Annotated in this window: 10 protein-coding genes and 1 pseudogene; 6 read left to right on the top strand and 5 right to left on the bottom strand. The window is 57.1% G+C overall.

The features are described 5' to 3' along the window. Positions 1 to 486 precede the first annotated feature (486 nt). Positions 487 to 1,931, top strand: a pseudogene (locus JCM25156_RS32310) (tyrosine-type recombinase/integrase). A gap of 488 nt (positions 1,932 to 2,419) precedes the next feature. Here the strand turns inward: JCM25156_RS32310 and JCM25156_RS27505 are convergent. Then, positions 2,420 to 2,842, bottom strand: a complete 423-nt coding sequence (locus tag JCM25156_RS27505) for a helix-turn-helix domain-containing protein (protein WP_159104947.1) — start codon at positions 2,840 to 2,842, stop codon at positions 2,420 to 2,422. 101 nt (positions 2,843 to 2,943) lie between these two features. Between JCM25156_RS27505 and JCM25156_RS28475 the strand changes: the two genes are divergently transcribed. Continuing rightward, positions 2,944 to 3,651: a hypothetical protein gene (locus tag JCM25156_RS28475; protein WP_148299273.1), complete on the top strand. Its 708-nt coding sequence runs from the start codon at positions 2,944 to 2,946 to the stop codon at positions 3,649 to 3,651. A 203-nt stretch (positions 3,652 to 3,854) separates the two neighbouring features. Here JCM25156_RS28475 and JCM25156_RS26940 read toward each other — a convergent pair whose 3' ends face one another. The 4 genes from JCM25156_RS26940 to JCM25156_RS01815 form a co-directional block, all read right to left on the bottom strand. Then, a complete protein-coding gene (locus tag JCM25156_RS26940) occupies positions 3,855 to 4,349 on the bottom strand; it encodes a GNAT family N-acetyltransferase (RefSeq protein ID WP_206777845.1) in 495 nt (164 codons plus the stop codon). Between the two features lie 338 nt (positions 4,350 to 4,687). Next, complete coding sequence (locus tag JCM25156_RS01805) at positions 4,688 to 4,993, bottom strand: CcdB family protein (RefSeq protein ID WP_025437987.1); 306 nt, start codon at positions 4,991 to 4,993, stop codon at positions 4,688 to 4,690. Then, complete coding sequence (locus JCM25156_RS01810) at positions 4,994 to 5,194, bottom strand: type II toxin-antitoxin system CcdA family antitoxin (protein WP_010510340.1); 201 nt, start codon at positions 5,192 to 5,194, stop codon at positions 4,994 to 4,996. A 259-nt stretch (positions 5,195 to 5,453) separates the two neighbouring features. Beyond that, complete coding sequence (locus tag JCM25156_RS01815; RefSeq protein WP_025811845.1) at positions 5,454 to 5,816, bottom strand: winged helix-turn-helix transcriptional regulator; 363 nt, start codon at positions 5,814 to 5,816, stop codon at positions 5,454 to 5,456. A gap of 115 nt (positions 5,817 to 5,931) precedes the next feature. On the opposite strand from JCM25156_RS01815, the gene JCM25156_RS01820 reads away from it, so the two are divergent. The 4 genes from JCM25156_RS01820 to JCM25156_RS20670 all read left to right on the top strand — a co-directional run bounded on the left by JCM25156_RS01820 (position 5,932) and on the right by JCM25156_RS20670 (position 12,072). After that, entirely contained in the window at positions 5,932 to 7,056 is a 1,125-nt protein-coding gene (locus JCM25156_RS01820; RefSeq protein ID WP_025811846.1) for an alkene reductase, read from the top strand. A gap of 16 nt (positions 7,057 to 7,072) precedes the next feature. Further along, a complete protein-coding gene (locus JCM25156_RS01825; RefSeq protein WP_025811848.1) occupies positions 7,073 to 8,443 on the top strand; it encodes an NAD-dependent succinate-semialdehyde dehydrogenase in 1,371 nt (456 codons plus the stop codon). Between the two features lie 957 nt (positions 8,444 to 9,400). Beyond that, complete coding sequence (locus tag JCM25156_RS01835; RefSeq protein ID WP_025811850.1) at positions 9,401 to 10,684, top strand: chloride channel protein; 1,284 nt, start codon at positions 9,401 to 9,403, stop codon at positions 10,682 to 10,684. Positions 10,685 to 11,001: 317 nt separating this feature from the next. Continuing rightward, entirely contained in the window at positions 11,002 to 12,072 is a 1,071-nt protein-coding gene (locus JCM25156_RS20670; protein WP_242402392.1) for a ClC family H(+)/Cl(-) exchange transporter, read from the top strand. The last annotated feature ends 1 nt before the right edge of the window (position 12,073 follow it).

Here is a 12,073-nt window from a genome sequence, read left to right on the forward strand (position 1 = left end):
CGACAGGCCAGTCGGCGGTCGCGCCGCCTGCAGCGGTCGACCGGTCTCAGCCATTCTGATCGGATCCGCGGTTTTCGGCCCCGAACACCCTGGGGGCCAGCAGCGGACAGGCGCCCGAAGCGGGCAGTTCGTCCATCCTCAGCGAAAAACCGCGCCGCCTGACACAGACCATATTAAGGCGTTGGCGCATCATATAACACGTCGTATCACGTTAACGAGTTTTGGAGAACGGAAAAGCGCCCGATTGATCCCGAAAGGCGTGGTTTTCCGGACTTTCTGCCCCCTCCCCTCCCCGCCGGCAAAATCCGACCAATCAAAAAACTACTTCCGATAAGTTATCTTGTCGGAAGTAGATGAAAAATTCCAAAATGCCTGCTAAAATTCCGAAATGTGCCTGTTTCCGAGCCTTTTCGCCAAGCCTGTCTGCGGACCCCTTCCCTGCTGCCCAGGTGACGGCCAGGGACCATACGCGCAGGCAACCCTGCCATGCTGAGCGACGTCCGGATCCTCGGCACCAGCAGGCGCGCGCAGGCCGCGCTGCATGCCCGCGTTGATCCGCTGACGCAGCAGCGTTTGGCCGAGACACAAGACCCGGCGCGCTGGCGCGAAATCCTCTCGACCGCGCGTTTCACCCCACCCCTGCCCCTGCTTCTGGCCGGCATCGAATTGCCGGACGGTACCTATTCCCCGGATACCCCCCTCGCCCAAGGCGTGCCGTATGCGTCGGCCGCCCAACAGATGGCTCAGGACCATGTCGCCGATATCCCATCAGGGTTTGAACTGGCCGTCGGTCTGGAAATCGATGATGGCGTGCCCAGCTTCCTGGCCTGGTTCCGGCCACTCCAGCCCGTAGAGCCCTGTCCCGGGACGGCAGACGCAGCGCCGCCTGCGCCGGTTGGCCAGCCGGCCGCAACCGTCGCGCAATGGTTTTCCGCCGTCTCGGCACAGCCCGTCCCCGAACATGATGGCCGCCTGGCCACGGCCCGTCAGGCGGCCGATGCCTATATGCACCGCAGCAAGGCCGAAACACGCTGCGCACCTATCGCGCTGCCGTGCGGTCCTGGTGCCGCTGGGCTGCCGGTCATGCCCTGCCCGCCCTGCCGGCCCGCAGCGAGGATGTTGCCGCCTATCTGGCCGACATGGCGCTGCAGGGGCGCAGGACCAGCACCATCGACCTGCATCGTGCTGCCCTGCGTTACCTGCACCACCTGGCGCAGATTGCCGTACCCACCGCCCACCCGATGGTGACCGCAACGCTTGCCGGCATCCGGCGGGAGGCAAAGGAGGTGCTGCCCCGCCAGAAAACCGCGCTCACCTGGGACAGGCTGGTCCGGGTCGTCGAAGCCATCAGTTCCCATGATCTGGTCGGTGCGCGGGATCGGGCCATTCTTCTGCTCGGTTTTGCCGGTGCGTTCCGACGCTCCGAGCTTGCGGCACTGAAGGTGGACGACATCACGGTGGACGAGGATGGCATGCAGATCCGGCTGGGCCGGTCCAAGGGCGATCCCCAGCGCAAGGGTACTCTGATCGGCATCCCGCGGGGCCTGACCCGGAACTGCCCGGTTCTGGCATACGAGACCTGGCTCCGGCAGGCCGGGATCACGGAAGGTCCGGTCTTCCGGCGCATCTGGTCCGCGCGGGGCTACAGGGCAGGCGCCACGCCCGTCGGAACCCCGCCCAGGATCGGGCCGCACGCCCTGTCGGACCGGGCGGTCACGGACATCATCCGCAAACGCTGCGGCGACACTCACCTTGAGGGGGACTTTGGCGGACACAGCCTGCGCCGCGGCGCCATCACCACGGGCGCAAAGGACGGGTATGATCTCCTGGAACTGAAGCGCTTCTCGCGACACAAAAGCCTTCAGGTCGTCGAAACCTATATCGACGAGGCCAGCATCAAGGCCCGGCATCCGGGAAGGTCAAGATTCTGAGCCTGTCTTGACCCCATTTTCCAGAACGCCTCCACTCGCCTTCACATGTGAAGACGCACCAGTAGACATATCTGCTTCATAGATCATGCCAGCCTTATTCGAAGATAATTTCTCCCCGCATGAACCGCCGGACTGGAACGTCTGACTTGGGGGATAGCGGAATGTCATCTTCGCGGCATGGAGAATCGAAAGCGGACGATATCTGTCAATCCCGGAGCGGTTCATTCTCTCAAACTCGCAACATTAAATTCGTACCAAAGACGCTGATGTAGGATGCTTGTTTGGCCACGCCGTCGTCTGTCGGCTTTGTATTGATTTGGCAGGCAGATCAAAAAGAAGTTTGGATGGATAATTTAATGGTGCAAACAGTTGAAAGCAGTATTTTCTGTGTATGTTCAAATGCACTAGGAACTCTTACTTTTAAGAAAATTATTTACCACACTATATGAAATGAATTTCATGAATGGCAGAATTTATATTATTTTGACTTATTTTTTATTCTTTAATTTAAACGCATGAGCAATCGAAGATCCAAATTTCTCGAATGGGAATGATATAAACAGCGCAGCCAATGCGGCTCCGGCTAATGAAATAGCTAAGGAACTATTCTCTTTTGTAATTCGATCTACTTCCGTGCGATATTTTTTTGTTATCACGCCTCTTTCTTTTAAAAAAAGAATTTTTGTTTCAACATCCCTCAACAATTCACTTGGTGTTATACACATCACTTCGGCAGCAGCGGCTAATTGCTCGACAGTCATAGCAGTTTCACCGTTTTCAATGCGCGACCAAGTTGACGTATTTACTCCAGCTTCTCTCGCTATATCGCCTTGTGAAAGGGTTTGCTTCTTTCGATAGAACTGCAGAACCGCGCCCAAGACAGCAGGATAAGAAGTGATAATTTCAGGCACGCTGTTCTCCAAAAAAGGAAATTTGCAATTTAGGGAAATTCCCCATATAGGGTATAGCTTGCGCTCGAAAACTCAAGAGCAAACATGGTGGGAGAAGGAATATGAGTTCACAAACTGGGGACGAGGTGCACAACAGGGACCAGCTTTCGACAAAGATAGGGACATCTGCAGATGCTGCGGAAACAAAGAATAGTGACCAAAATTCAAACCCTTGGTCCCCGCACACTTACGCGGACAACCTTCTTGAAGCCGTAAAAGAAGTTTTTTCTAATTCGCCAGGTCGAACAAACCGCGAATGGACACGAGGTGTCTTGACGGCCATTACTTTGGCAGGTCAACGGACAGCCCAGCAAAAAGCATACCCGTCTAACGAACCCGTCAACATATCTGCTCGATATCACGGTGCAACAGATCTTATGAAGGAGGCACAGGAGAAGACCCCTGAACTGTCCGGATTGACAATCATAGAGACAGGTCACACTCCGCCACTCGACGCGGCCATTTATGATCCGTCAGGCCAACGTGTCGTCATTGCAGAGCCGGAACAGGGTGGCCCTAAGGCTAGGGCAACCGATAACAGAAAACTCGTCCAAGTAGACCACGGAGAGATTGCAGTATCCGTTTTTCGACCAAGCTCAAAGAAGGACGCAGCATCGGCCCAGAAAGCAGCCAGACAACAGCTTGGACAACGCATAGCTCCATCAATATCTTTAGGTATTCATATCCCAAAAAAGGGTAAGATGTCTGATTTTGAAATTATGAACATTGATCGAATTAATTTTCCGCCAACTACGCCTCCTTTAGGTTAATTCGATTAATCAGCGGCGCGTTTTTGTCCGCTTATGGGAACAAGATGATGCGCTCGCCATGTCCGCAAAGAGGCGACTACAGCCTGTCTGCTGCCATTCATTGAGCAGGAAGGCTGTTTACAGAGGAAGGAGGCATTGAATGGTCGCTCAAGAGCAAACGTACACTGGAGTCATTATCGACGGAGATCTCCGATGATCGGAAATCAGCGCGGTTTCTGTCTGACCATGATCCAGTTCGGGAAACTACGGCCATTGATGGCAATGGGTTCGTCGTTCGTCACCTGAAATCCCAGCTTCTCATAGAAGGTCACATTTTGAGGTTTCTGGGTAACAAGTGATGCCGGGAATGGGGATGTATCCACTACGTATGACAGTTCGCGCCGCAATATGCTGGAACCCAACCCGCGCCCCTGGCAATCGGCACGAACAACCATATTATTGAGATACCAACTTGGGTGCCCATTCAGGCATGCTTTCCGCCGGGCCTCGATCATGTTGATGACTTTCAACGTGCATCGAAAGGTCTCCAACCCATGGCGGAAGGGCAACGCCAGAAGACCATGACGTGCCAACAGAGCAGGAGATGCTTCAGGAGAGCCGGGTGGGTGCCAGAACCCCATGGCGGCAACCCTTTCCCTATGGTCACGCGCCGCAAAACTCCGTCCCAGCGCGAACTGGACGCCAAGGTTCGCCTTCATCAGCCACATCAGCGCGCGCGCCGGGTTACGGCATTGGGATAGAGGAAAACATGGGCCGGATTGTCAAAAAAAGCCTGGGTGAGGAGAACAGAGACTTCATCGCGATCGAAAATGGTCAGGACCGCATCACTGAAAGCACCTATCATAGTATCCTTCATTTCAAGGCAGTCATTAGTTGACGTTCTATTGATCTCCCAATCTTTACATCTCTTTGGGCTCCCTTCAGAATTGAATCCGTTTTTTCAAGAGAAGTCACCATCACGAATATCTGCTTTCTGGTTTATCTGGAATGACCTCAATGTCCGAAATGAAGGCATAAGCCAGATCACCATCGCGTTTCAGAAACCTGTGAGAAGGAGATCAAGCGCCTGAGTAATTTCGTCCTGGCAAAGCGACAATGAAGCAATGATCTTCTTCAGATCACGGTCAGGAACTGCGGCCATAAACTGCGTCATCATGACAAAGGGACAATCGTCAACCATAAACACCGGGTTCAGCCTCTTTGCAGGCTTTGGTGCGGTTCCCTGCGGCAGCAGCGGAACAACGACACGGGTACCCAGAGCATCCAGAAGATCTGCCTGCACATCCAGAACGAAACGTGCTTCTCCCCGTCCGGCCAGACGATACACATCAAAACGGGCCACTTAGAAGTTCCGATAGTCCGCCAGGGGAAGCCCGTTCTCTTCAACATATTGCCGTGAAGCTTCGAGGGAAGCGCGATTGTCTGCCAGCCATTGCTGAGCACGGATCGACGCGATCGCTGACTTAAGCCCCTGCTCGCAGGCCTGCGATATATTGAGATCTAATGACTTGGCTTCTTCGAGCAACTGAACGGGTAGCGTCACATTTGTGGGGCGACGTGATGGAGTGCCGGAATGCACGCGAACCATAGCTTTGCTCCTATAGACTGGTGGCCAAGATATAGCACATGTTTATGTGCATTTGTATGCCCATATTTTTGCGCAACGGTATGACCGCTTTCGGAAGGCCTCGACGGCTTTTCTTATGACCCACATGAAAGCGACTGCTGCCTGTCTGCTCCTGCATCACTGAGCAGACAGGCAGGTTGCTGCAGAAACTATCCATAACGCTTAGCCGTTAATCTCAATCAGCGGCTGTGTTCCGCTGGACAGAATGGGCATAGCGATCTCCCCAGGTCTTGAGCGCCTGAATGACCGGCTTCAGCGTCTTGCCCAACTCGGTCAGGGCATATTCCACATGTGGCGGCACCTCAGGGAAGACAGTGCGTGACACCAGGCCGTCGGCCTCGAGTTCGCGCAACTGGTTGGTCAGCATCCGCTGTGTGACGTTGGGCAGGCGGCGGCGCAGTTCGCCGAACCGCAGCACCCCGTCCTCGAACAGGTGATACAGGATCAGCGCCTTCCACTTGCCCCCGAACAGTTCGAGCGTGGCTTCCACCGTGCAGCCGGGGCTGCAGGCCAGCGTGGTGTGACGGATGCGGGGCATGGTATCATTCCTGACACTAGTGGCGGTTTATGTGCGTTTTTGCGCACACCGCAGGCTGGGTCAATGTTTACATGCGGGCCGGACGGATGGCCTGCATTTGTGAACAGGGTTGATTATGTCTTCATCTTCGTTATTCGGTCCCGTGCGACTGGGCGACCTGTCGCTGGAAAACCGGATCTTCCTGCCACCGCTGACACGCTGCCGCAGCACCCAGCCCGGCGATATTCCCAACGCGCTGATGGCCGAATATTACGCGCAGCGCACGCAGGCTGGCTTCCTGATTACCGAAGGCACGCAGATCGAACCCCGCGGGCAGGGCTATGCCTGGACACCGGGCATCTATTCACCCGAACAGGTCGCTGGCTGGAAACTTGTCACCGACGCCGTGCACGCAAAGCGGCGGCCCATCTTCGCGCAGTTATGGCATGTCGGCCGCGTGTCCCACCGCGCATTGCAGCCCGGCCATGAGGCGCCGATCGCCCCGTCCGCCGTGGCTGCAACAGGTGTCAACGTGTTCATCCCCACGGGGCCGGGCACGGGAAAGCTGGTGCCTCCCGACATGCCGCGCGCGCTGTCCATTCCTGAAATCCATGAACTGGTGGAGATGTATGCGCAGGCGGCGCGTAATGCACTGTCCGCCGGGTTCGACGGCGTGGAGATCCACGCGGCCAATGGCTACCTGATCAACCAGTTCCTATCCGAACGGGCCAATTTCCGCACCGATGCCTATGGCGGCAGCCTGTCCAACCGCCTGCGCTTCCTGCGCGAGGTGGTCGAGGCCGTTTCCGCCGTGGTCACGCCTGACAGGATGGGCGTGCGGTTTTCCCCGCTGTTCGGCACGACCACACAAAAGCGCGTCTATCTCGGCCTGCTGGAGGACAATCCGGCAGAGACCTACACCGCAGCCGTGCGCGTGCTGGCGGATGCGGGCATCGCCTATGTCTCGCTGGCCGAGGCCGACTGGGACAATGCGCCGGAAATGCCGGACGCCTTCCGCGCCAGCGTGCGCGACATTTTTGGCGGCCGCATCCTGTGCGCGGGCCGTTACGACCTGCACAAGGCACAGCATGTGCTGGCGCATGGCTGGGCGGACATGATCGGCTTTGGCCGGAAGTTCATCGCCAATCCGGACCTGCCCGCGCGGCTGGAACATAACTGGCCGCTCAATCCTCTGGACCCGGCGACGATGTATGGCGGCGGCGCGCATGGCTACACCGACTACCCTTTCCATAACCAATAAACAGGGAAACGGACCAATGAGTTTTTACCAGACCCTCAACCCGACCACGGAAACCGTGGAACGCACGTTCGAACTGCATACCGCCGCGCAGATGAAGGCGATTGTCGATCGCGCGGACCATGTGTGGAAGACCGACTGGAAAAAGCGCGACATCGCGGCCCGCAAGGTCATCATGTCAAAGGCCGCCGACCTGCTGCGCCGCGACCGCGTGGCCCATGCGCGCCTGATCGCGACCGAAATGGGCAAGGCGCTGCCTGATGCACTGGAAGAAATCGACATCACGGCCGATATCCTGTCCTTCTATGCCGATGGCGCGGCAGAATTCCTTGCCCCCACGCATCTGAAGGTCAGGGAAGGCCATGCAAAGATCATCAATCAGCCGCTTGGCCTGATCTACTGCATCGAGCCATGGAATTTCCCCTACTATCAGTTGGCCCGCGTGGCGGGGCCGAACCTGATGGCGGGCAACGTGGTCATCGCCAAGCACGCGCCAAACGTGCCGCAATGCGCGCTGGCGTTTGAAAAGCTGTTCCATGACGCGGGCGCGCCTGCTGGCGCCTATACCAATATCTTCCTCGACAATGACCAGTCCGCTGAACTGATCAAGGATTTTCGTATCCGTGGCGTCGCCCTGACGGGCAGCGAACGCGCGGGCCAGACGGTCGCGGCCGAAGCGGGGGCTGCGCTGAAGAAGGACACGATGGAACTGGGTGGCAGCGATGCCTTCATCGTGCTGGATGACGCGGACCTTGAACTCGCGGTCAAATGGGCGACGTGGGGCCGGTTCGCCAATAACGGGCAGGTCTGCACGGCGGCCAAGCGGATGATCGTGCATGAGAAGGTCTATGACGCCTTCCTCACGGGGCTGAAGAAAGCCATCACACAGTTCCGCATCGGCGACCCACTGGCCGAGGGCACGACCCATGGCCCGATGAGCAGTAGGAAGGCACTCGATACCGCACTGGCGCAGACCGACGAAGCGGTCAAGGCAGGGGCAACACTGGTTGCTGGCGGCAAGCGGATGGAGCGGACGGGTTTCTTCATGGAGCCAACCATCCTGACCAACGTGTCAAAGGACAACCCGGCCTTCTATCAGGAGATTTTCGGCCCCGTTGCGGTCGTGCACAAGGTCGCATCGGAACATGAGGCCATCGAACTGGCCAATGATTCCCCCTATGGCCTTGGCGGGTCCGTGTTCTCCCGCGACCTTGGCCGGGCGGAACGGGTGGCCGAGGCGGTCGAGACCGGCATGATGTTCATCAACACAGCTACAGCTGCGGCCCCCGAACTGCCCTTTGGCGGGATCAAGAATTCGGGCTTTGGCCGCGAACTGTCCTTCCTCGGCATTGAGGAGTTCATCAACCGCAAGCTGATCCGCGTTGCCTGAAGATTAGGCGAACGCTGCTTTCTGTCCCGGATAAAATCCTGTCCGGGGCAGAGGTGTGCTACTCATCAAGTTAAATGCCACCAGCGGCTCAAGTGATACGAAGAAATGGTATATGCCTGCTTTGGCAACCGCACGATTAGTCATCGAATGACCGGAACAAGGGCGAGACCTGACCCGGAACTGCCCGGTTTTGACGTAAGAGACCTGGCTCCGGCTGGGCGGGATCACGGAAGGTCTGGCCTTCCGGCGCATCTGGTCCGCAGAGGGCTATAGGACGGGAGTCACTCCCGCCAGGGCCCTCCCAGGATCGATCAGAGCGCCCTGTCGGATCGGGCGATCACGGACATCATCCGCAAACGATGCGGCGACACCCACCTTGAGGGAGACTTTGGCGGACACAGCCAGCGCTGCGGCGCCATCACCACGGGGGCGAAAGACGGGTATGATCTCCTGGAACTGAAGCGCTTCGCGCGATACAAAAGCCTTCAGGTCTTCGAGACCTATATCGACGAGGCCAGCATCCGGGAAAGTCGAACTTCTGAGCCTATCTTGACCTGCCTCCAGAGCGCCTCAACACTCCTTCAGCTACGGGGGAATTAAAGAGGCCTGTTGCCCGCCCTTCAGGCCCGCTAAGCTGCTCCGGTCCGCGCGTTCTCGTAGAGCCAGAACTACAGGATGCATGAATGATCTACGTAGCAGTCCCATAGATTTTAAGGGTGAATATCAGCCGTCTTCCCGGTATGGGTTCCGAGTGGGCGCATATGAACATATGGTATATGCCTCATTTCCTGCATCACAGTGTGGAACTTCCCTACCGTGGCCGTTTTCCCGACATTGTCATATCCTGGTGCAGTTCCGGCTGGCCGCCAGTCCACTGAAGGTGGAAATCGCTCCAGACGTACCCGTCGCCTTCGTCGCCTGGCTCGTGTCAGAACACTGAAATGGCAGAGAACATTCATGTACTGCTCTGGGGCAGTGCTGATCGGTATTATTTCGGTGATCTTTGCCCATCTGGGAGATGCGGCAGCCGGTCTTCGTTACCGCATTGTCGCCCTGAATGCCTGGTCTATGCTTCTGATTGCACCACTTGGAATGATCACCATTACCTGGTTGACGCGCCTACTGTTCAATGGTGCCCAAGGCTCCGGCATTCCCCAGACAATCGCAACATTGCACATGCATAATTTCATGCTGGTGGACAAAATTCTGACATTGCGCATTGCGCTAGGCAAGGTCCTGATGACTTGCCTCGGGCTGATCTGCGGTGCATCGATTGGTCGCGAAGGACCCAGCGTTCAGATCGGGGCATCCATCATGCACGCTTTCTCGCGGGCCATGCGTCAGCACAACGATGTCACCCGGCATGGCATGATCCTGGCAGGTGGGGCCGCAGGCATGGCGGCGGCTTTCAATACACCTCTCGCAGGCGTTGTTTTCGCCATTGAGGAACTTGCCCACTCCTTTGAACAGAAATCGTCGGGCCGGACACTGACCGTCATCATCTTTTCCGGGATTACCGCAATCGCCCTTCTGGGAAATTATACATATTTTGGTCGTGCCAATACCTCTATCCCCATCGGGGTCGCGTGGCTGGCTGTTCTGGTATGTGGCGTAAGTGGTGGCTTGGCGGGCGGCCTTTTCGCGCGTTGTGTCATTCGCCTCTCCAAGGGACTGCCAGGATCACTTCGCCCGTTTGCGGCACGTTTCCCTCTCGGTTTTGCCGCTTTATGTGGTCTGCTTCTGGCCCTGATCGGCCTGGTTTCTGACGGGGCGACCTATGGTACGGGTTATCTCCAGGCGCGAGGAATCATAGACGGCACCCTCCATTATCCAGCCTCCTTCTTTCTCCTGAAATACCTCTCCATGCTAATCACCTTTTGTTCTGGCATACCTGGCGGCATGTTCGCGCCCTCCCTAGCCATCGGTGCTGGCATGGGCGGGTGGATCGGACAGTTCCTACCCCATACCTCCCCAGGCGCTGTCGTTCTGCTTGGGATGGCGGCATATTTCTGTGGCGTCGCCCAGTCTCCGCTCACAGCGACGATCATCGTGATGGAGATATGCGATAACCAGCAGGTCACGCTGGCGCTTCTGGCAACCGCGTTTCTGGCGTTCGGAGTGTCGCGAATGATCTGTCCCCATCCACTATATTCCGTCCTTGCTACAGGTTTCATGGAAAAGACCGAGCAGAAGGAGATTCAGAAAAAAACTGATCCGAGCCCGGAAACGGGTCCCTCATGAACAGCGACCCGGATCGCAGATGTCGCATTCGAAGCCGGGGAACCTCAGTCAACGAAAGAAGACGCCGTGCTACAGCAGGTGCCAGATAGAACACCGCACTCAGAACGAACCGACAGTTCCTGCAGTCTGGTTTTCCTCGCGTCAGCGTCAATCCTGATCGGTATCGCAACCGGTACGATCTGCGGAACCTTTCGCCTGTTTCTGGAGTGGCTGGAATTCACGCGAACGGAGATGGCCCCTCGGTTTCTGCATGGTTCGCCGTGGGGAGGCTTCTTTCTGGTCGTCGGCGTTGCCTGGCAGCTCTGGCAGCTGTAGAAATGGTACGCCGCCTTGCACCGCTGGCGGCAGGCAGCGGCATTCCTCATGTCGAAGCCGTGCTATCAGGCATTACCGGCCCGGCGTCATGGCCACTCATCCCGGTCAAATTCGTCGGCGGTCTACTGGCGATTGGGAGCGGTCTGGCCCTGGGACGCGAAGGGCCTAGCGTACAGATGGGAGCCGCAGTAGCCGATGCGATCGCACGACGGCTCTCACTGGGACGTGCAGACTGCCGTGCCCTTCTTGCCGCTGGCGCGGGAGCAGGTCTTGCAACGGCCTTCAATGCGCCAGCCGCAGGTGCTGTTTTTGTCCTGGAAGAACTGGTGGGGCAATTTGAGGCGAGAATGGTCTGCGCAGCGCTCGGAGCGTCCATCTCAGCCATTATGTTCAGTCGTGGCATTCTAGGCAGTCAGCCCGATTTCATCGCATCTTATCCGGTTCTACCTACAGCAGTTGCGAAGCAGTTATTCTTTGTCATGACTGGTCTCATGACAGGCCTACTGGCAGTCGGATACAACCGAACAATTCTTGCAGCACTGCGCCTTGCCGACCGTCTGCCTGTCAGCATATACACCAGAGCCACCCTAATCGGCGGACTGGCCGGACTTGTCGTACGGCTTGATCCCCATCTGGCGGGTGGAGGCGACTGGATCACCCAGGCCGCAATAAGTAATACGATAAACTGGCATCTTATTCCCCTCCTGTTCGTTTTCCGCTTGGTATTCGGGGCAGTTTCCTATGCTGCCGCGACACCTGGCGGATTATTCGCGCCTATGCTTGCCTTGGGGGCACTATCAGGGTTGGCCTGCAGCTTTGTCGCACAAATACTGAGCCCGGACACAGCACTGGCAACTGCGCCGTTCGTGATTGTTGGCATGGCTTCAATGTTCGCAGGATCCGTTCGATCACCCGTGACGGGCATTATCCTCGTCATGGAAATGACCGGATCATCCGATCTTGTATTACCGCTCCTGTGCGGAAGCTTCTCAGCAATGGTGGTGGCAGGTGCATGCGGAGATACCCCGATCTACGAGGCCTTACGACTTAGAGCAGCAGTCGGCAGACGCTGAC

The organism is Komagataeibacter kakiaceti JCM 25156 (genome assembly GCF_000613305.1).

Excerpts from the sequence above, each read along its gene's own strand:
- JCM25156_RS28475 (WP_148299273.1), top strand. The coding sequence starts at position 2,944 with ATGAGTTCACAAACTGGGGACGAGGTGCACAACAGGGACCAGCTTTCG.
- JCM25156_RS26940 (WP_206777845.1), bottom strand. The coding sequence starts at position 4,349 with ATGAAGGCGAACCTTGGCGTCCAGTTCGCGCTGGGACGGAGTTTTGCG.
- JCM25156_RS01815 (WP_025811845.1), bottom strand. The coding sequence starts at position 5,816 with ATGCCCCGCATCCGTCACACCACGCTGGCCTGCAGCCCCGGCTGCACG.
- JCM25156_RS01820 (WP_025811846.1), top strand. The coding sequence starts at position 5,932 with ATGTCTTCATCTTCGTTATTCGGTCCCGTGCGACTGGGCGACCTGTCG.
- JCM25156_RS01825 (WP_025811848.1), top strand. The coding sequence starts at position 7,073 with ATGAGTTTTTACCAGACCCTCAACCCGACCACGGAAACCGTGGAACGC.
- JCM25156_RS01835 (WP_025811850.1), top strand. The coding sequence starts at position 9,401 with ATGTACTGCTCTGGGGCAGTGCTGATCGGTATTATTTCGGTGATCTTT.
- JCM25156_RS20670 (WP_242402392.1), top strand. The coding sequence starts at position 11,002 with ATGGTACGCCGCCTTGCACCGCTGGCGGCAGGCAGCGGCATTCCTCAT.